At 73.4% G+C, this 19,782-nt stretch carries 14 protein-coding genes and 1 tRNA gene; 8 read left to right on the forward strand and 7 right to left on the reverse strand.

Annotated elements, in window-relative coordinates:
- Positions 1–10 precede the first annotated feature (10 nt).
- From R7226_RS21600 to R7226_RS21625, 6 genes are all read right to left on the reverse strand, one after another.
- Positions 11–760, reverse strand: a complete 750-nt coding sequence (locus R7226_RS21600; protein ID WP_404827887.1) for an ABC transporter ATP-binding protein — start codon at positions 758–760, stop codon at positions 11–13.
- 32 nt (positions 761–792) lie between these two features.
- Entirely contained in the window at positions 793–2,028 is a 1,236-nt protein-coding gene (locus R7226_RS21605) for an ABC transporter substrate-binding protein (RefSeq protein WP_318599392.1), read from the reverse strand.
- Complete coding sequence (locus R7226_RS21610) at positions 2,025–2,861, reverse strand: ABC transporter ATP-binding protein (protein ID WP_318599393.1); 837 nt, start codon at positions 2,859–2,861, stop codon at positions 2,025–2,027. Before R7226_RS21610 ends, R7226_RS21605 begins: the two co-directional genes overlap by 4 nt.
- Positions 2,862–3,250: 389 nt before the next feature.
- Positions 3,251–3,342 (reverse strand) — tRNA-Ile (locus R7226_RS21615).
- 86 nt (positions 3,343–3,428) lie between these two features.
- Entirely contained in the window at positions 3,429–3,632 is a 204-nt protein-coding gene (locus tag R7226_RS21620) for a hypothetical protein (protein WP_318599394.1), read from the reverse strand.
- A 108-nt stretch (positions 3,633–3,740) separates the two neighbouring features.
- Positions 3,741–4,796 carry an SDR family oxidoreductase gene (locus tag R7226_RS21625; RefSeq protein WP_318599395.1) on the reverse strand — a complete coding sequence of 352 codons (1,056 nt, stop codon included), beginning with the start codon at positions 4,794–4,796 and terminating at the stop codon, positions 3,741–3,743.
- 93 nt (positions 4,797–4,889) lie between these two features.
- Here R7226_RS21625 and R7226_RS21630 point away from each other — a divergent pair, with 93 nt between their 5' ends.
- The 8 genes from R7226_RS21630 (at position 4,890) to R7226_RS21665 (ending at position 19,510) form a co-directional block, all read left to right on the forward strand.
- Complete coding sequence (locus R7226_RS21630) at positions 4,890–5,207, forward strand: ArsR/SmtB family transcription factor (protein WP_318599396.1); 318 nt, start codon at positions 4,890–4,892, stop codon at positions 5,205–5,207.
- 1 nt (position 5,208) lies between these two features.
- Positions 5,209–7,128 carry a potassium transporter Kup gene (locus R7226_RS21635; protein ID WP_318599397.1) on the forward strand — a complete coding sequence of 640 codons (1,920 nt, stop codon included), beginning with the start codon at positions 5,209–5,211 and terminating at the stop codon, positions 7,126–7,128.
- Between the two features lie 155 nt (positions 7,129–7,283).
- Entirely contained in the window at positions 7,284–9,629 is a 2,346-nt protein-coding gene (locus R7226_RS21640; RefSeq protein WP_318599398.1) for a hypothetical protein, read from the forward strand.
- The gene (locus tag R7226_RS21645) at positions 9,626–15,223 is read left to right on the forward strand and encodes a hypothetical protein (RefSeq protein ID WP_318599399.1); all 5,598 of its coding nucleotides are present in this window, start codon (positions 9,626–9,628) and stop codon (positions 15,221–15,223) included. Before R7226_RS21640 ends, R7226_RS21645 begins: the two co-directional genes overlap by 4 nt.
- Before the next feature lie 27 nt (positions 15,224–15,250).
- Positions 15,251–17,431, forward strand: coding sequence for a SurA N-terminal domain-containing protein (locus tag R7226_RS21650; protein ID WP_318599400.1), 2,181 nt, complete (start codon positions 15,251–15,253; stop codon positions 17,429–17,431).
- A gap of 98 nt (positions 17,432–17,529) precedes the next feature.
- Complete coding sequence (locus R7226_RS21655; RefSeq protein WP_318599401.1) at positions 17,530–17,943, forward strand: TFIIB-type zinc ribbon-containing protein; 414 nt, start codon at positions 17,530–17,532, stop codon at positions 17,941–17,943.
- 131 nt (positions 17,944–18,074) lie between these two features.
- On the forward strand, positions 18,075–18,671 hold the full coding sequence (locus R7226_RS21660; protein WP_318599402.1) for a DUF3159 domain-containing protein: 597 nt from the start codon (positions 18,075–18,077) through the stop codon (positions 18,669–18,671).
- A gap of 2 nt (positions 18,672–18,673) precedes the next feature.
- The gene (locus tag R7226_RS21665) at positions 18,674–19,510 is read left to right on the forward strand and encodes an alpha/beta fold hydrolase (protein WP_318599403.1); all 837 of its coding nucleotides are present in this window, start codon (positions 18,674–18,676) and stop codon (positions 19,508–19,510) included.
- Between the two features lie 69 nt (positions 19,511–19,579).
- Here the strand turns inward: R7226_RS21665 and R7226_RS21670 are convergent.
- On the reverse strand, positions 19,580–19,782 hold a 203-nt coding region (locus R7226_RS21670; RefSeq protein WP_318599404.1), incomplete at its 5' end, for a hypothetical protein.

Consider the following 19,782-nt stretch of genomic DNA (forward strand, 5'->3'; position numbering starts at 1 on the left):
ACCTTCTCCTTCAGCCGGTCACGGTCGTGGTCGTGGTCGTGCGGGTGGTCGTGCGGCCGCCGAGGAAGGCGGCCTCCGTCGCCTCGGAGTCGCGCACCTCGGCCGCGTCGCCCGACAGCACGATGCGGCCGCCCTGCAAGACGTAGGCGCGGTCGGCGATCGCCAGCGAGCGCTGCACGTTCTGCTCGACGACGAGCAGCGTGATCGCGCGCCGGCGCAGCTCCGCCATCAGCTCGAAGACCTCGCCGACGAGCCGCGGCGACAGTCCCAGCGACGGCTCGTCGAGCAGCACCAGGCGCGGCCGCGCGGCGAGCGCCCGCGCGATCGCGAGCTGCTGCTGCTGGCCGCCGGAGAGGCCGCCGGCGACCTGGTCCCAGCGCTCCGCCAGCAGCGGGAAGAGGTCGCCGACCTCGTCCCGCTGGAGCGGCCCGTGGGGGTCGCCGGCACGGCGCGCGACGCCGCCGAGGCGGATGTTGTCGCGCACCGTCAGGTTGGCGAAGACGCGCCGTCCCTCCGGCACGATCGCGATCCCGGCGCGGACGACGTCCTCGGGCGCGGCGCCGGTGACGTCGCGGCCGTCGAGCACGATCCGCCCGCCGGTCCGCGGCGCCATCCCGACGAGCGCCCACATCGTCGAGGACTTGCCGGCGCCGTTGGCGCCGAGCAGCGCGACGATCTCGCCGGCGCGCACCTCCAGCGACGCCTCCCGCACGGCCTGCACCGGCCCGTAGGAGACGCTCAGGTCGCTGACGCTGAGCAGCGGTTGATCGGTCATCGTCGCGCTGGCTCCGCTCAGCCTTCGACGGGCGCCGGGATCAGCTCCGGCTCCGGTATCCGCTGGTCGACGAAGACGAATCTGTCGTCCTCGACTCTCACGAGCGTGACCGGCTTCAGCGGGCTGCGTTCCATCCCCGCGAAGGTGATCTCGCCGGTCGTCCCTCTCACGGCTCTCAAGGAGTCGAGCGCGTCGCGCAGCGCCGGCCCGTCGAGCGAGCCCGCGCTTCTGACGGCGGCGTCGAGCACCGCGACGAGGTCGGGCGCGGCGTAGACGAAGGCGCTCTCGGGCGCGTTGCCCGTCTTCTCTCTGTACTCGGCCGCGAACGCCTCGACCTCCGGCTCCTCGGGGACCGGCATGCCGTGCGTGGCGAAGACGAGGCCGTTGGCGGCGGCGCCGGCCGATCTCAGCAACGACGGGGCGTCAGCGCCGTCGGTCCCGAAGACGGGCGTGTCGACGCCGGCCGCGCGCAGCTGCTTGAGGAAGGCGGAGAGGTCGGGGTCGTAGGCGGACGTCATGATCACGTCCGGTCTGGCGGCGCGGATCTTCGCGATCTGCGCGCCGAACTCCTGGCCCTGGAACTTGTAGGTCTCTCTGCCGACGACCTCGCCGCCGAGCGCGCTGAAGACCTCGCCGAAGTGGATCGGGCCGTCGTTGGTGTAGCGCGTGTCGGGCGAGTAGAGCAGGAAGGCCGTTCTGTAGCCCTCGTCTCTGACGGCGTACTCGGCCAGCGGCACGACCTGCGAGTTGATCGCGAAGACGTTCTGGAACATGTAGTCGCCGACGGAGGCGGGCAGGCGCGGCGAGCCGGCGCAGCCGGAGATCGCCGGCACCTGCGCCGTCTGCGCCGGCTGGCCCGCGGCGACCGACGGGTCGGCGTCGCAGGGCGTGATCAGCAGCTGCGCGCCGTCGTCGACCAGCTCCTGCGCGACCTGCGCGGCGACCGGGATCTCGCTCTTGACGTCCTTGACGTCCAACTCGATTCTGTATCTGCCGGCGAGGCCGCCTTCGGCGTTCTTGTCGGCGACCGCGATCTTCAGCGCGTTGTAGAACGGCGTGTCGTAGGGGGCGAGGAAGCCCGAGAGGGCGGCCGCGTAGCCGACCTTCACGGTCTCGCCGCCGGTGGCGGCGGCGGCGGTGCCGGTGCCTGCCGCGGCGGACGTCGAGCCGCCCTCGTCGTCGGACGAGCCGCACGCGGCGACGGTCAGCGACAGGGCGCCCGCGCCCACCAGCGCGATCAGGGTTCGTTTCACTGCGAGACCTCCTCGGTCTGTTCGATCTGCCCCGGGGTTGGTGTGCGGTCCGTGCCGCCCGCGCGGTCTGCGCGGTCCGGCTCCCCACCGCCGCCGATGTAGGCCTCGATCACCGCCGGGTCGGCCCGCACCTCCTGCGGGGTCCCGCGGCTGATGCAGTTGCCGGCGTCGAGCACCTCGACCGTGTCGCACAGCGCGCCGATCAGGCCGAGGTCGTGCTCGACGACGAGCACACCGCAGCCGAGCCGCTCGCGCAGCGCGCGGATCGCGGCGATCAGCTCCTCCGTCTCGCGCTCGTTCATGCCGGCGGCCGGCTCGTCGAGCAGCAGGAAGCGCGGCGCTGTGACGGCAGCGCGCGCAAGCTCGGCGCGGCGCTGCGCGCCGTAGGAGAGCGCGCTGGAGCGCTCGCGGGCGGCGTCGGCGAGGCCGAGCAGTTCGAGCACCTCGGCGACGGGCAGCGTCTCGGCGCGCCGCGCCCGTGGCTGCGCGACGAGCGCGACCTCGCAGTTCTGCGCGACGGTCAGGTCACGGAAGAGGCGGATGTTCTGGAAGGTGCGCGCGACGCCGGCCTTGGCGCGGGCGTGCGACGGCCGCTGCGCGAGGTCGACCCCGCCGACGCGGACGCTGCCGGCATCCGGCCGCACGACGCCCGAGACGCAGTTGATGAGCGTCGTCTTGCCGGAGCCGTTGGGTCCGATCAGCCCAACGGTCGAGCGCGGCTCCAGCCGCAGCGAGACGCCGGCGAGCGCGACCGTGCCCGCGAACGCCTTGCGCACATCCGTGGCGACGAGGAGCCGCTCGTCGCCGTCCTGCTGTCCACCGCTTCGCCGCATCGCTTCCCTCGCTCGCTGACGACGGGAAGCCTGCTCCGCGCCCGCACCCGCCGCCATCGCCCGATGGGCGATCGACGGGTTGATGGACCGGGTGTCGAGGTGGGGCTGATTCGGCTCAGCCGGACTGGCCGATCGCCGCTTCTGACGACCAGTGGTACGCCGAACGGCCGCGCTGTCGGCCCCCAGAACGACATCGACCCGCTCCGAAGAGCGGGTCGAGCGCGGGTGGTGAACCCGATGCGGCTGATACCCGTAGTTCGATTCTAACCGTGGCGCAGATCGGCGCAACCTTGCTCTGGCCGGCGACGCCACGAAGACACGGTGGGAAGTGACCCCACAAGCGCATGATGATCGCGCCCCTTCGAGTCCGGTCGCCGGCCAGCAAGGATTGGCGGAGGGCGGGAGACTCGAACTCCATCCGAGGGACCACCTCGGGCTCACGGGTATCAGCCGTTTGCGTCGCCTTGACGCTTCACCCTCCGTCCCCACCGACTCTAAGGTGAAGCGGGTCGACGGTCTACAGCCGCTATGTGGTGCTTACGACCCGGCTCGCGCCGACACCACGCCTCACCCGCCCTGCGACTTCACCATCCGCACGATCGTGCTGATCACGTAGTAGAGCGAGAGGGCGAAGAAGAGGGCGCCGACGATCGCGCGGGCCTGGTCCTCGCTGACGGGGGCGCGGTTCGCGGCCGGGGTGGCGACGCGGTCGGCGACCGCCTTGCGCCAGCCGACGAGGCCGGCGCTGCCGAGTTGGGTGGTGTCGGGCATAGGGGTCGACTACCCGGCCCGGCGCGCTCCCATGTCGCGCCGTCCGCACGAGGCGCGCGGGCCGCCGGCGAGGGCGCCGACGCGCCGTCGGCACGCACACGCCGCCGCCTACGGAATCACCCGCCTCCGGCGCAGGTCCTCGAAGATCGCGACGAACATCGCCTCGGTCTCGACGTAGTCGTGGAAGCCGGCGCGGCGGATCTTCGAGCTGTCGGCGAAGAGGTCGTAGTCCCACGAGAAGACGAAGTCGGCGAAGGCCCACGACGAGAGCTCCTCGAACGGGTGCGGCACGAGGCCGTGCTCGGCGACGATCCGCTCCCACAGCGGCACCTTGTCGGCCATCGCCTCCGCCAGCGAGAGCGGCAGCGGCGGCGCGGTCTCCAGCTCGAACCAGGCCGCCAGGCGCGGCCACAGCTCCGACCAGCGGAAGAGGTCGCCGTTGGCGACGTTGAAGGCCTCGCCGGCCGCGCGCGGCTCGGTCGCCGCCCACGCGGTCGCGCGCGCGAGCAGGCCGGCGTCGGTCATCTCCAGCAGCGCCTCATAGGCGCCGCGGCTGCCGGGGAAGCGCAGCGGCAGGCCGAGCTGCTTGCAGATCGACGCATAGACGGCGATCGCGATCGCGAGGTTCATCGGGTTGCCGAGCGCGAAGCCGCCGACGACCGACGGCCGCAGCGCCGACCAGCTCCACGCGCTCCCCTCGCGCCGCCGCTCCAGCAGCTGCTGCTGGGCGTGCATGAACTCCGGCGCGATGAACAGCGGATCGGACTCGCGCGCGGGCGTCTTGAACGGGCCGAGGTGGGCGCCGTAGACCTTGTAGCCCTGCTGCAGGCTCACATGCCGCAGGCCGGGCGCGACCGGCTCGATCGCGTCGAGCACGTTGCGCAGCATCGCGACGTTCGGCTCGACCAGCTCGGCCCAGGTCGGCCGCTCCTGGTAGGCCGCGTAGAAGAGGTGGGTGACGTCGCCGAGGCCGGCCAGTCTCGCCCGCGCGTCCTCGCCGTCGAGCAGGTCGACGGCGACGTGGCGGACCCGCGCGCGCGGCGCTCCCCCGCGCCGCGACAGACCGACCACCTGCCAGTCGCCCTGCGCGGCGAGGTGGTCGACGAGGTTGCGCCCGATCACGCCCTGGGCGCCGGCGACGAGTGCGACGTTGCTGCTCTGCATGGTGAAGCTCCAATCGGTACATCGCGATTTCGCGATATCTCGAAGTGATAACAGATGGATCGGTAAAACGCGATATGCCGCTACGATCTGACGATGGCCGCCACAACGCCAGACCAGTCCGATGAGCTGCTCGGCCTCTTCAAGGCGCTCTCGAACCCCAACCGCCTGCGCATCCTCGGCTGGCTCAAGCAGCCCGACGAGCACTTCCCGCCGAGCGGCCCGGGCGCGCCCGGCGTCTGCCTCAAGCACATCCAGGCGAAGGCCGGCGTCTCGCAGTCGACCGCCTCCCAGTTCATGGCGACGCTGCAGCGTGCCGGCCTCGTCAGAAGCCACCGCGTCGGCCAGTGGACCCACTGGGAGCGCGACGAGGCGAAGATCGCCGCGCTGCGCGACCAGCTCGGCGCGCTCTAGCATGGCGACCGCCGTCGCCGAACGGGGCCGTCAGGCCGCCCCGTTCGCGCTCGCGCTCGGCGCGCTCGGGGTCGTCTTCGGCGACATCGGCACGAGCCCGCTCTACGCGCTGCAGACCGTCTTCGCCGCCGACGACGGCGCCGTCAAGCCGACCGAGGGCGACGTCTACGGCGTCATCTCGCTGATCGTCTGGTCGGTGACGCTGATCGTCTCGATCAAGTTCGTCACGTTCATCATGCGCGCCGACAACGGCGGCGAGGGCGGGATCATGGCGCTCGTCGCGCTCGTCAAGCGGACGGCGATGGGACAGCCGCGGCTGAAGGCGGCGCTGATCTTCGCCGGCCTCTTCGGCGTCGCGCTGTTCTACGGCGACGGCATGATCACGCCCGCCATCTCCGTCCTCTCCGCGGTCGAGGGCGTCGAGGTCGCGGCGCCGTCGCTGGAGTCGGTCGTGCTGCCGTTCACGCTCGTCGTGCTGAGCGCGCTGTTCCTGATCCAGCGCTTCGGCACCGGCGTGATCGGGCGCCTCTTCGGCCCCGTGATGGTGCTGTGGTTCGCGGTCCTGGCGGCCGCCGGGCTCGGTCGCGTCGTCGCCCACCCGGAGATCCTGCGCGCGCTCTCGCCGCACTACGCCGGCGCCTTCTTCGCCGACCATCCGGGGATCGCGTTCATCGCGCTCGGCTCGGTCGTGCTCGCGATCACCGGCGCCGAGGCGCTCTACGCCGACATGGGCCACTTCGGCCGCGAGCCGATCCGGCGCGCCTGGTTCTTCGTCGTCTTCCCGGCGCTGACGCTCAACTACATGGGCCAGGGCTCGCTGATCCTCGCCCAGCCGGAGGCGATCTCCAACCCCTTCTACCTGCTGCTGCCGGAGTGGTCGCGGATCCCGGTGATCGCGCTCGCGACGGTCGCGACGCTGATCGCCTCCCAGGCCGTCATCTCGGGCGCCTTCTCGGTCACGCGCCAGGCGGTCCAGCTCGGCTACCTGCCGCGGCTGACGATACGCCACACCTCCGAGGAGGAGATCGGCCAGGTCTACGTGCCGGCGGTCAACTGGGCGCTGTTCGCCGCCGTCGTCGCGCTCGTGATCGGCTTTGGCTCCTCGCACAGACTCGCGACCGCGTACGGGATCGCCGTCACCGGCACGCTGCTGATCGACGCGATCCTCTTCCTCGTGCTCGTGCGGGTGCTGTGGCGCAAGCCGCTGTGGATGGTCGTCGCGGGCGCGCTCGTCTTCGTCACCGTCGACCTGCTGTTCCTCGCCGCCAACGTCACGAAGATCGCCCACGGCGGCTGGTTCCCGCTCGCCGCCGGCGCGCTGATCCTGCTGCTGCTGCGGACCTGGGACCGCGGCCGCGAGGAGGTGACGGTCGCGCGCACCAGAGCGGAGGGCCCGCTGGCCCCGTTCGTCGAGAAGATGCGCCGCGGCAGCCCGCTCGTGCGCGAGGTGCCGGGCGTCGCGATCTACCTCAACCCCAGCCGCGACTCGACGCCGCTGGCGCTGCGGCTCGCGGTCGAGCGGATCCACTCGATCCACGAGAAGGTCGTGATCGTGACCGTCCAGACGACGACCACGCCGCACGTGCCGGAGTCGGAGCGGATCTCGTTCGAGCGCTTCGGCGAGCAGCACGAGGACTTCAGCCACGTGACGCTGCGGTTCGGCTTCATGGACCGGCCCGACGTGCCGCGCGCGCTGCTGCGCGCCCGCAGCCGCCCGCCCGGCCTCGACGTCGACTTCAACCCGTACCACGCGACCTGGTTCCTCTCCAACATCACGATCGTGGCCGACGAATCGCCCGGCATGGCGCGCTGGCGCAAGCTGCTGTTCATCACGATGGCGCGCAACGCGGCCAACCCCGCCGACTACTTCCGTCTGCCAGCCGAGCGCGTCGTCTCGATCGGCGGCCAGATCTCGTTCTGAGCGGACACGTGCCAAGTCGTCACACGTTCGCCTGCAACATTCGTCCTCAAGAAGCACCGCGTTCGATCGATATCAAGGGGTAGGAGCCCGCCGCGCGCGAACGTGGCGGCCGCGTCGCGCCGCCGACGTGCCGATCGACAGAAGGACCGTTTCCCATGCCCGCCGACGACCGCCGAGACCGGCAGGTTCGCCCACGCCGTCACCTGCTCAGCCCGCGCGCGGTGCCGACCGCCGGCCGCACGGCGCTCGTCGTCGCGCTGACCCTGCTCGCGGGCGCCGTCGTCGCCCCCTCGGCGCAGGCGTTCGGCACCGTCTGGGGGATCCTCGGCCAGCACAGCGAGCACGAGCGCGTCACGCGCCTGGCGCTGCAGTGCGGCGCGGGCGTGCAGCCGCCCGAGTGCTTCCAGCCGGCCTCGCTCGACAACCTCGCCGGCAAGCGCGGCAGCTTCGGCGCGGTCGGCGCGCCCGACAACATCCCGCTGCACCTGCACAGAGACCGCGACTACTGGCACTGCGACAACAGCGACTACCTCGTGCCGGCGCTGCACGGCCTGCAGGCGTACGGACAGGGCTACTACGTCGCGATGCGCCGGCTGTACGAGTGCATCCAGTGGGGCAGAGACAAGCTCTACGGCACGAGAGTGATCGGCGACAACGACTTCCCGCCGGCGACGCCCGACTGGGGCGCCGTGCCGGCCGCCAGAGACCTCGTCTCCAGAGGCAGAGCGGACACCGCCAACCCCGGCACCGGCATCTTCAGCCCCACCTGCGTCTTCAACGGCGTCCGCAGCGGACGGCCGAAGTGCAGAGTGCTCGAGCCGTTCGGCTACGTCCTGCACATGGCCGAGGACTTCTACTCGCACACGAACTGGGCCGACCACCAGGACCCGGCCCGCCGCCTCTCGCCCGAGAACCCGATCGGCCTCGACCGCCACGACCTCGCCCCCTTCCTCGACCTGCGCGTCGGCTACCGCGACAACGTCCCGGACAACTTCACCGGCTCCTGCTACCCGAAGAAGGCCTGCGGCCACGATCGCGTGATCCACGGCGAGTCCAACAGAGACCTCGGCCTCAACAAGGACAAGGGCCTGATCGACCTCAGAACGGGCCGCACGACCGAGCCCGGAACGCCGCGCGGCCGCATCTTCGTCGAGGGCGCGACCAACTTCCAGCGGGCCGTCAGCATGGCCGCGCGCGAGGCGAGACGGCAGTGGTCGGTCTTCCGCCAGGCGCTCGTCGACGAGTACGGCGAGGCCCGCGCCGCGCAGCAGATCTGCGTGCTGACGATCGACTACGCCGAGCACTGCGACAGACCGACGGTCGTGCTCGCGGTCGGCACCGGCGCCGAGGCGAGAGCGGGCGGCAGAGCCCGCGCCGCCGCCACCGGCGACGACGCCGCCGAGGTCACCGCCGGGCGGCAGGTGCTGGAACGGCTCGGCCGTGGCGCCCGCGTCGCCGTCGTCACCTTCGACCACGCCAGCGGCGTGCAGGACGTCGACCCGTTCGTCGCGCCGGCCGCCGCGCGGATCGACGACGCGCTCGCCGGCGACGCCGCCGCCGATCCGCCGGTCGACCGCGAGATCGGGCGCGAGCGCGACCTCGACGACGACCCGACGATCACGCCGATCGCCGACCCCGCCGCCCCCGGGAACAGACCGGATGACGGCTACACGCACGGCAGCGAGGAGGGCGGCGAGCGCCACGACGAGGAGGAGTCCGCCGCGGACGAGGCCGATCACGCCCACGGCGTCGACGACCGCCCCGCGCCGACCTCCGAGCAGCTCGCCGCGACCGCCTCCCTCATGCGCTCCCGGCCCGTCGAGGTGCCGCCCGCGACCCCGGCGCAGCGCGAGGCTCCGGCGCCGCCGGCCGAGACGGCCGCCGTCCACCCCGCGGCCGCCGCCGACGCGCTGCGCAGCGCCCGCCGCCTGCTCGACGCCGCGGACGCCCCGCGCGGCCAGCAGGGCATCGCGCTGATCGCCGACGACCTCGGCGACCAGCGGCTGCTGCTCGACCAGCTGCACGCGCTGCGCAAGGACCGCGTGCGCGTCTCGATCGCCGTCCACTCGCCGCGCGCGCTGACGGCGCGCGTGCTGCGTGCGATCGAGGCGACCGGCGGCACCGCGATGGTGAGCCACGACGACGGCGAGCTGGCGCAGTTCGGCCGCGTCGTCGACGGCGCCGGCGTGACCCGCCTGGGCGACGCCTTCGCCCACCGCAAGTCATCGCTGCAGCGCGGCGCGCCGGGCATCCTCGGCGTCACCGCCCGCGGCCGCGACCTCCACGCCGTGCGCACGCTGCGGCGCCCCGGCAGACTGCTGCTGCGCTCCTTCGACGGGCCGCTGACGATGCTCGTCAGAGACAGCGGCAGCGGCGCGCGACGGTCCGTGCGGGTCACCCCGCGCCGGCCGATGACGGTCCCGCTGCGCGCCGGCCGCAGCTACGAGCTGCTCGTCGCCGGCCCCGGCGAACGTCGCTACGAGGCGGAGGTGACGCGATGAAGTCCATGCTCGCGACCGCGGTGGTGCTCGCGGCCGCGGCCGTCCCCGCGACGGCCGTCGCGGCCGCGCCGGGTTCGGCTGCCGCGGCACCCGTCGCGGTCGCCGCCGCCCCCGCCGCGCTCTCCCCTCTCCCCGCGGCGCTCGCCGCACCGCCGTTGGCGACCGCGGCGAGCAACACCGCCTCCGGCTACGCGCCGCTCGGCGACGTCTCGCGCGACTACGCCTTCAGCGCGCAGGAGACGAACGCGACCGCCGTCGACCAGCCCGGCCGGCGCGCGGCGCTGATCGGCGCGCTCGGGCTCGGCGCCGTCGGCGACACCGCCCTGAGAGCCGGCGGCAGCGGCGCGCTGACGATCACGCTCAGCCGCCAGGTCGACCGCGCGACCGTCGTGCGCGGCACGCGCCTTGTCGTGCGGATCCCCGCCGCCTACCGCGTCCGCGGCGTCCACGCCCCTGGCTGGGAATGCGCGCCCGTGCGCGGCCGCACGCTGCGCTGCGCCGCGATCGGCGCGACGCAGGCCGGCGGCCACGGTGCCGTCCGCGTCGGCCTGCTCGCGCGCAGAGCCGGCCGTGCCAGCGTGCGTGTGAGCGCGAGCTGGCGGGAGGGCAGATCCTCGTCCCGCCCGCGCACCGCCACGGCCGTCGAGCGCTTCACCGTCCGCCGCCCGCTCGGCGTCGCGCTGTCGACCTCCAAGGCGCGCGTGCTGGGCGATGGCGCGGGCGTCGACAGCCCGCCGATCGTGCTGACCGCGAGACTGCGCCGCTACGACGCCGGCCTGCCGGTCGACTATCGCTGGCAGCAGCTCTGCGGCGCCCGCCCGTGCGAGCGCGTCGACTGGCAGACGCCGACGAGCGGGCGCGCCGCCGGCCGTGTCCTCACCGCGCAGGTCAGAGCGCCCACCGTCGACAGAGCGACGCGGCTGCGCTTCGCGCTGACCGCGCGCGACTGGCGCGGCGAGACGCGCGGCGTCGCGACCGTCGTCGTGCTGCCGCACCGCGCCGCGACGTTGAAGCCGGGCGCGCGCAGACTGCGCGTCGCCGAGCGCGCTGACGGCGCCGTTCGCCTCTACGCCTCCAGAGCGCGTGTGATCCGCGCGCTCGACGTCAGCGGCAGCGCCCTCGCCGGCCCCCGCGCCGGCCAGCGCGTCGCGCTGCACGTCGACCCGCAGGGTGGCGAGCTGGAGCGGGTCCGCTGGTCGGTCGTGCGCGGACCGCGCGCGGCGCTGCAGGGCCGCACGGTCAGCGACCGCACGCTCGCGTTCGTCGTCCCCCGCGGCGTCCGCAGCTTCGTGATCGGCGTCCGCGCCGTCGTCTCCGGCCGCGTCGTGCGCACGCGCGAGACGATCCACGTCGTCGGGCCGACGAGACGGGCCGCGAGCAGAAGAGCCGCGTCGAGACGGGCGACGTCGAGACGTGGTCGCGCGTCGGCCGCCGCCGCAGGCGGAACCGCGGGCATCGCGCCCGGCGCCTCCGCCGCCCAGGACGAGGCCGCCTCCCCGTTCTGCCAGCTCTGGAACGACACGGCCGCCGGCACGGCCACCGACGCGATCGTGCTCTCCGACGGCGCGCGCGTGACGCTCGGCGGCGCGACCGCCGCCGGCGCCGACTGCGCCGACAACGGCGCGCGGATCGCCTTCTCGACCACGCAGGTGCGCGTCGGCGACCTCGTCTTCGCCGACGTCGCCGGCTCCGTCACCCCCGCCGGCCTGACCTTCACCTCCGGCTGGCTCGACCTGCCCGACGGCTGGTGGAGCGACCTCCCGCCGCGGCTGCGCGTCGAGCCCGACGGCGTCGGCAGCTTCGCCGCGCCGCTCGGAGACGACGGCAGATGGGGCCCGCTGCGCGCCCAGATCGGCCTCGACGACGGCGTCGAGCTGCTGCCGCTGCCGGAGGGCTGGACCTTCCCGGCCGGCGAGAGCACGCTCGCCTACGTCCCCGCCGAGCGCCGCTTCGCGCTCAGAAGCGTCGCGCAGGCGCCGGCCGGTCAGGACGGCCGCGTCACGCTCGACGGCTCCGTCACGCTCGACGGCGCGACCAGCGTCACGGTCGGCGCCGAGCGGCTCGTCGTGCTGCACGGCGTCGACGACCGCACCGTCGCGCTCTCCGGCAGCGGCACGCTGCAGACCGACCCCGACGCCGCCGTTCAGCGCCCGGCCGCGCCCGCCGATGGCGACGACGACGCGAGAACCGGCGACGGCGACGCGGACGCGAGAGCATCTTCCCCGCGCGCCAGAGCGGCCCACACCCCGTCCGGCGGCGACGGCACGCTGACCGGCTCGCTGACGCTCAGAAGCGACCCCGCCGACGGCGAGATCGCGCTCACCTCCAACGTCTTCGTGAAGGGCATGTCCGCGCAGTGGGACAGCGAAGGGATCGCGCTGGCGACCGACGTGCGCGTCGCGACCGGCCGTGACGACTTCGAGGCGCATGCCAGCGGCGAGTTCGCCAGCACCTCGCAGTGGAAGCTGACGATCGCCCAGACGAGAGCGTTCAGCCTCGGCGACGGCGTCACGCTCGACGAGGTCGCCGGCACGTTCGAGCGCGCCCCTTACGAGGGCGACGACGACGCCAGAGAGGGTTCGCACGACACCTTCACCGTCAGCCTGACCGGCGCCGTCCACGGCTGGAGCCCCTCCGACGCGCTCACCGGCGTCAGCGTCCGCGGCGCGATCACGAACGCCTGCACGGCCGAGGAGACCGGCTGCAGCACCAGACAGGTGCGGCTCGCGATGGAGGTGCGCGGCGACGCGCACGTCTACGACCAGACTGTGCCGTGGTACGGCATCGCCGCCGTCAACCTGTCGACCTTCGCGGTCAGATTCGAGGGCGGCGCCCAGCTCGCCGGCTTCGGCCCCGAGCAGCTGCGCCTCACCGACGTGCGCCTGAAGCTGACGACCGACGGCCCCGACTGGTGCCGCCCCGCAGGCGGCGCGACCGCCTCGGCCGACGCGCCGCCCGCGCCCGCCGACCCCGCCCCGACCACCCTCGCCGGCGACCAGGAGCTGGCGTTCGGCGTCAGCGCCCGCGGCAGGCTGCTCGGCGAGAGCTTCACCGCCGACGGCGAGTTCGCCAGATCGGGCTACTGCCTGACCGGCTCCTTCGGCGAGTTCACGCCCGACGGCCTCCCCGCCGGCAGAGGCAGCCGGCCGATGGTCGACGAGGTCCGCTTCGCCTACGCGAGCAAGGCGGCCGACGTCGTCGTCGCCGGCAGAGCGATCAGACTGGGCGCCGGCGACGTGCGCCTCAGCGGCGCGCTCAACCTGCCGAGAGAGCGTCTGCCGGAGTCGCTGCGCGACGCGCTCGGCGTGCGCGCCGACCTGTCGCTGGCGCTGACCAGAAGCACCGACGGCTACGGCCTCTCCGGCACCGCCGCGGTCAGATTCGCGCGCCCGATCTACGTGATCGGCAGCTCCGCGCGCGCCGACGAGACGCGGCTCGGCCTCACCAGCACGGAGATGTCGTTCGACTACAGCGGCGCGACCAGCCTGCGGCTGGAGCTGGCGGCGAAGGCGGCGCTGGAGACGCCGGCCAACAGCGCCAGAGGCGTCGCCGCCTCGCGCACGCCGCTGTTCCTCGCCGCGGGCATCAACCTCGGCGCGCCGTCGGTCAACCTCAGCGCCGGCGTCGACACGAGCGACCCGTCGCTGCGAGACGGCACCGTCCGCGACGCCTTCGGCCAGCAGGGGCTCGACGTGCGCAGACTGCTCGTCTCGGCCTCGGTCGGCGCCGACACCTCGTTCGGGATCGCCGCCGACGCGACGCTGCCCGACGGCTGGAGCAGCTCGCTCGGGATGCCGGCGCGCACACCCGCGAAGGTCACCTTCAGCATCTCGCAGACGAACGCCTGCCTCGAGCTGGAGGTCGGCCAGCTGCCGGCCGTGCTCGGCGGCCCCGGCGGCAGCAGACCGGTGCTGACGCTCGGCCCGCTGAGCGCCAACTGGGCGCAGATCGTCGTCGCGCCGACCGGCTGCACGATCGGCAACCCCTCCCCCGGCAAGCCCGGCTACAAGATCGAGCCCGGCTTCGCGCTCGGCTTCGACGGCTCCGTCGGCCCGACGCCCGTCACCTTCGCGGCGTCGATGCGCAAGCACGGCACGGCCGACTTCGCGGTCAGAGGGACCGTCCGCGTCGGCGCCTTCGACGCCGGCCCGGTCGCCTTCCGCCGCACCGCGCTCGACCTCGACATCGACACCGGCGGCGCCAACCGCCACGTCGACGTCGCCTTCTCCGGCGGCCTCGACGCGGGCGAGTCGACGATCGACGTCGAGGGTCGCTTCAGCGCCAACAACAGCGCGATCAGCGCGCTGCTGCGCGGCAGAGGACGGCTGCGCTTCGCCGACACGACCTTCGCCGAGGGCAACGTCGACGCGCGGCTGGAGTTCGTCCGCAAGGACGGCTCGTGGACGGCGAAGACGGCCGAGGTCAACGCGCGCACGCGCATCATGGCCGCCGAGGCGGGGCTGCTGCTCTCCTACAGAGACGGCGCGGTCGCGACCGCCGCCGGCGCCTTCCAGTACACGGCCGACGTCGGCCCGCTGGGGATGCGCGCGGGCGCGCTGTTCGCGTACGCGCCCGACGGCGTGCGGCTCGACGGCGACCCGCGCGACTGCTCGATCGCCCGCCTGCAGCCGCAGAGAGACGGCAAGGAGCTGATGCTGCGGCTGTGCAGCGCGATGCGCCTCGGCCCGCTCTCGTACGACACGACGATGAACGTGTCGCTGCCGCAGCAGTGGGACTTCGACTTCGTCATCCCCCGCAGCGAGGTCGGCGTCTACGTCGCCTCCGTCTACATGCAGGGCGAGCTGCGCTCGTCGCTGCGGATCGGGCTCAGCGGGATGAACTTCTGGGTCCGCAACGGCAGCGCCCGCGCCGGCGGCTGCGTCCACATGCTGTGGTGGGACAAGTGCGCCAACGGCGTCGACGTCGCCTTCAAGCCGAACAGCGGCCGCTTCGAGGGCAGCTTCATCGGGATCCCGGTCAGCTGGGGCTCCGACACGTGGCGCAGCAGCCCCGCGCCGAGCACCCCGGCGCAGGAGCAGCAGCCGCAGGTCGGCGCCGGCGACCGCGTCTTCGTCGCGCGCGCTGACAGAATCGCCGTCGAGACGCGCGCGAGCGCCGACGCGGCGGTGCGGCGGACGGTCTTCGTGCCGGCGAGAGGCGGCGCGATCCCCTCCGGCGCGATCCTCGACCCGGAGCGCAACGAGGTCACGGTCACGCTGCCGCTGCCGGGCGCCGCCCGCAGCGGCCTGGCGAGACCGGCGCGCGCCTTCATGCTGACGTTCGCCGGCGTCGCCTTCGACGGCGAGCTGCCGCGCACGACGGTGCGGCCGCTGCCGGGCGGCAACGTGCCGGCGGCCGCCTACGCGAGCGCCGACCTGGCGCGCGTTCCGGAGGCCGGCGAGACGGTCGCCCGCGCGCTCGAGCGGCCTGGCCTGCTGGCGCTGACCGACGGCGGCCGGCGCCTGCGCTGGAACGCCGACCCGGCCGACGCGCCGGCGCTGATCGCGGCCGGTCTGCCGCTCGCGATCGAGCTGGAGCTGGCCGCCGGGCGCAGAGCCGAGTCGCGCGCCGCATTGCTGAGAGCACGTAGCTAGATGAAGCAGTCAACGAGGAGACGAAGCATGTTGCGAACGACGATGTTGGCGAGCGTCGTGGCGCTCGGAGGGCTCGGCCTCGCCGCGGGTGGTGCGAGCGCCGCCTCGTCGTCGCCGTTCGCCTGCGACCAGCCGGCGCGCGGCGGCGGCGTCGCGCTGCAGATCGCGATCCTGGCCGGCAGAACGGCCTCGGTCCCGGTCCCGCGCGACTGCTTCGCCGGCCGCGCCCCGATCACCGTCGACGCGGCCGCGTCGGGCACGGTCACGCCGGTCGGCGGCGAGGGCTTCGCGAAGTTCGTCCGCTTCACGCCCGCACAGGGCGCGACCGGCGTCGTGACGCTGACCTTCCGCACCGCGCTGCGCGGCGGCGGTGGCGAGCAGCGCGTCGCGGTCGACGTCGGCGGCGCCGACGCCTCGCGCGACGTCGTCGCGCTCGGCGACTCGGTCACGGCCGCCTTCGGCTACTGCGGCGCGAGCGACGTCTGCGGCCCGGGCAACAGCTCGGTCGACAACTCGTGGCTGAGCCTGAAGGACTGCAACCAGGAGGCCGAGTTCCCGAAGCTGCCGGAGAACCTCTGCTCCAACAACCGCCGCGGCGGGCTGCCGTGGCAGAACGACGGCGCCACCTCCGGCAACGTCGCCTACGCCGCGCAGTTCGGCACGTGGCTGAGCAGCGCGACGGAGCGCGCCGGCCTCGGCAGAGCGCCCACCGTCCGCAACTGGGGCGTCTCCGGCGCACGGCCCGCGCACTGGGACTCGCAGCCGATCGCGGGCGATCCGACGAACAAGAACAACACCCCCGGCGGCTTCTCCAGACAGACCGCCGCGATCGACGACTCGCTCGTCGTGATGACGCTCGGCGCCAACAAGCTGCTCGCCGACTTCCTCTCGTTCGACTTCGCCTACCCGGCCGCTTGGTTCGCCGACACGAAGGGCGACTACGCCAAGTGCACCGGCGCCAGAGGCTGGATCTGGGGGTACGAGGAGGCCGGCCGCGACAGACTGCGCCGCTGCTTCGAGCAGGACTGGGCCGTCAACAAGCAGGGCGAGCACCTGACCTCGGTCTACTCGCAGCTGCTGGAGCAGGGCAACCGCGTGCTGGTGCTCGGCTACCACCTCGCGTGCCCGACGACGTTCGGCACCTGGCAGCAGATGAACTTCTTCGCCGGCCCGGCCTCCGCGACCGCCTGCACGAGCAAGAAGGGCGACAACGGCATGTCGCAGTGGGATCAAGCGGCGTACGTCTCCGGCCTGCTCAACGACGCGATCCGCGACGCGGTCGACAGAGCGCGGGCGGCGGCGCGCACGCGCTGGCCGCAGGAGCGTCGCGACGGGCGGATCGCCTTCGTCGACACCGCCTCGCTCGACCCGTGGGCCCAGCACCAGTCGTGGGACGACAGACCGTGGGTCTTCCCCAACGACACCGGCATCCACCCCTCGCGCGCCGGCCACGCCGTGATGGCGAAGAACGTCGCCGAGGCCGCCTGCGGCCAGCTCGGCCTCTTCTGCGCGCAGCATGCCGCGCTCGCGCCGTCGGACTACGACTTCCCCGGCAGAGCGACGAACGAGCGGCGCGTGATCCTGATCGCGTCCTCGGCCGCCGCGCGCGGCATCGACGCGGGCGCCGCGGGTGCCACCGCCGCTGCCGTCAAGGGCGACGCCGTCGTCGCCCGCGTCGGCACGACGGAGATCACCGCCGCGCAGGTGCGCCGCATGGGCCGCCTGCTCAACGACGACGCGCGTGACCCCTCCAGACAGACGGCCGCCGAGGCGCTGAAGACGCTGATCACCGGCGCGCAGGTGCGCACCGAGGCGAGACGGCTCGGGATCGCGATCCCCACTGGCGCCGCGCTGAGCAAGGCGACGAAGCGGTTCGGCGGCGGCACGCGCGGCCTCGCCGCCGAGCAGCGCTACGTGACCGCGTCGGTGCTGCTGAGCCAGCGCGTCGGCGACCGCCTCGTCGGCGCGCCGAAGTTCCCGACGCTCGCCGAGGGCCGCGCCTACGCGGCGAAGAACTGGCGCGGCACGAAGGGCGGCCGGATGACGACCGCCGTCGCGCAGGAGGCGCTGTACAGCGATCGCGTCGAGCAGGCGCGCGAGCGCACGCAGACGCTCGTCGACCGCCGTTACCGGGCGGCCACGCGCTGCACCGCGGCCGCGGGCGGCAACCGCGCCTGCAGCACGCAGCACGGCGCCTGGACCTGGTGAGCGAGGCGGCTCTGGCGGCGGCGTTGAAGCCGCCGCCGGAGCCGACCGCTCAGAGCACCTTCATGCGTTCTTGAACTGATCTGGCTAGCCTCGCGCGCATGAGCATCAACGGCATCCCGGCTCAGCGCGGCGGTCAGCCGCTGCGCTGCCCCACCTGCGGCACCCGCCTGATCGAGGTCGAGCGCGCGGAGGTGCTGATCGACGCCTGCCCCGACTGCCGCGGCGTCTGGCTCGACCGCGGCGAGCTCGACAAGATCCTCGTGAGAGAGCGCCAGCTCGCCGGCGGCGACCCCGACGAGGACTTCCTGCGCGAGGTCGAAGGCCGTCGCAACGCGCCGGCGGCGCCCGCCGCGCCCTACGCGGGCGCCCCGCCGAGCGGCCGCAAGCCGAGTGAGCGCGAAGCGGCCGAGCTGCTGGCGCGCAAGGCGCTCGACGTCTACAAGAGCGGCAAGTCGAGCAAGTCCGGCAAGAAGCGCAAGAAGGGCCTGTTCGAGCAGCTGATGGACTTCTGAGCGGCCGCTGGAGGAGCCACCCCAGTCACGGTGACAGCGGGCTGACCCGCTGGTTGCAGCTTTCACACGCAAAGCTGTGCGGTGACGGCGTCACCTCGGTGCGGGGTCACGTCACCGTCACACTCGCCTGCATGGGAGCCAAATCATTCCGCGGCTTCGTCCCGTGGATCATCTTCTGGGTCGTTGCGAGTCCGAGCAGCTGGGAGTACGCGTCGGGCGGGGCGCTGCTCGCCGCGCTCATCCTGCTGATCCCGACGCCCGATCGCGGCAGCCTCAAGCTGCTCGACATCGCGTCGATCGCGTTCTTCGGCGCGCTCACGATCGCCGGGCTGGTGCTCGATCGCGACCAGCTCAGCTGGCTGGAGGACTACTCGCAGGCGATCTCCAGCGGCGCGCTCGCGATCGTCGTGCTCGGCTCGCTGGCGTTCGTCCCGTTCACCGAGCAGTACGCGCGTGAGCAGGCGCCGAAGGAGATCTGGGAGAGCCCGCTGTTCAAGCAGATCAATCGCATGCTGACGCTCGTCTGGGGTCTCGTGTTCGCGGTCTCGGCGATCCTCGGCGTGATCGCGCAGCAGGTCGACAGCGGCACCGACTGGCTCAATTGGATTCTTCCGATCGCGCTGATCGTCGGCGCGTTCAAGTTCACCGCCTGGTACCCGGAGCAGGCGCGGGCGGCCGCCGGCGTGCCACCGCGCCCGGCCGCGTCGTCCGCCACCGCGAGGAGCTGACCGTGACGATCGGAGACACGGCGCTGCGGCGCCGCGACGCGGCGGGATGGCCGGTCGTCGAGAACGACCCGGCGCAGCCGCGGCGGAGGGTGCTGATGCTGCCGGGGCTGTTCTGCAGCTCGGCCTTCTTCACCGACGTGCTCGCCGACGAGGCGCTCGCGACGGCAGGGGTCGCGGCGCTGGCGGCGGACCCGCCGGGCTTCGCGGGGCGGCCCGCGCCGGACGGCTTCGACTACTCGATCGCGAGCTACGCGGCGCTCGTCGAGGAGTTCGCCGCCGCCGAGGCGATCGACCTGATCGTCGGCCACTCCTTCAGCGCCAACGTCGCGATCGAGATCGCCGCGCGCGGCAACTTCCGCGGCAAGCTGCTGCTGCTCTCGCCGTCGCTCTCACGCGAGGACGAGGAGGACGACCTGCGCTCGCTCGACGAGGCGAGCCACACGCCGGTCGTCGGCACGCTCGTCTGGCTCGGGATCAACCCGACGCTGAAGCACGGGATGAGAGGACGCCTGCCGGAGGCGCGCTTCGACGAGCTGATGGCTGAGATGAAGCGCAACCCGCGCGCCGCCAACCGCGCGCAGGTCGTCGGCTTCTTCGAGCACATGGCCGCGCACGGCGGCGAGCTGGCGAGCCGCCTCGCGACCGCCTCCACCCCGGTCTGGCTCGGCCGCGGCGACCGCGACGAGGTCGGCATCACCGACGCGGAGCTGGCGATCCTCGACGCCGCGCCGCAGGTGACGCTGAAGACGATCCCCGGCGCCGCGCACTTCTCGATCACCGACGCCCCGCACGCGGTCGCACAGCTCGTGCTTGACCTGCTGGACGACGGCGAGGGCTGAGTCGCTTCACACGCCGGCGGGCGCGTCCGCGTCACGCCGGCGCGGGCGCTGAGAGGCCGGGCGGCCGCGTCATGCCGGCGCGGGCGCCGGGCGGTCGAGCGCGTGCGTGGCGAGCGTGAGCGCCGTCGCGAGCGCGAGCGGCAGCCACAGCGCGGCCTCCAGCAGCAGCGCGCCGGCGACCGCGCCCGCCAGCAGTGCGAGCAGCGCGGCGGCGCGCTGCGCGAGGTCGGCGCCGCTCGCGAGCTGGGCGCCGCCCGCGCCAACATCGCCCG

This window comes from Conexibacter stalactiti (genome assembly GCF_033542075.1).
Lineage (GTDB): Bacteria > Actinomycetota > Thermoleophilia > Solirubrobacterales > Solirubrobacteraceae > Conexibacter > Conexibacter stalactiti.

Bases quoted from the DNA above. Each gene is read 5' to 3' on its own strand.
- R7226_RS21630 (WP_318599396.1), top strand. From the start codon at position 4,890: ATGGCCGCCACAACGCCAGACCAGTCCGATGAGCTGCTCGGCCTCTTC.
- R7226_RS21660 (WP_318599402.1), top strand. From the start codon at position 18,075: ATGGGAGCCAAATCATTCCGCGGCTTCGTCCCGTGGATCATCTTCTGG.
- R7226_RS21650 (WP_318599400.1), top strand. From the start codon at position 15,251: ATGTTGCGAACGACGATGTTGGCGAGCGTCGTGGCGCTCGGAGGGCTC.
- R7226_RS21625 (WP_318599395.1), bottom strand. From the start codon at position 4,796: ATGCAGAGCAGCAACGTCGCACTCGTCGCCGGCGCCCAGGGCGTGATC.
- R7226_RS21620 (WP_318599394.1), bottom strand. From the start codon at position 3,632: ATGCCCGACACCACCCAACTCGGCAGCGCCGGCCTCGTCGGCTGGCGC.
- R7226_RS21645 (WP_318599399.1), top strand. From the start codon at position 9,626: ATGAAGTCCATGCTCGCGACCGCGGTGGTGCTCGCGGCCGCGGCCGTC.
- R7226_RS21635 (WP_318599397.1), top strand. From the start codon at position 5,209: ATGGCGACCGCCGTCGCCGAACGGGGCCGTCAGGCCGCCCCGTTCGCG.
- R7226_RS21610 (WP_318599393.1), bottom strand. From the start codon at position 2,861: ATGCGGCGAAGCGGTGGACAGCAGGACGGCGACGAGCGGCTCCTCGTC.
- R7226_RS21640 (WP_318599398.1), top strand. From the start codon at position 7,284: ATGCCCGCCGACGACCGCCGAGACCGGCAGGTTCGCCCACGCCGTCAC.
- R7226_RS21655 (WP_318599401.1), top strand. From the start codon at position 17,530: ATGAGCATCAACGGCATCCCGGCTCAGCGCGGCGGTCAGCCGCTGCGC.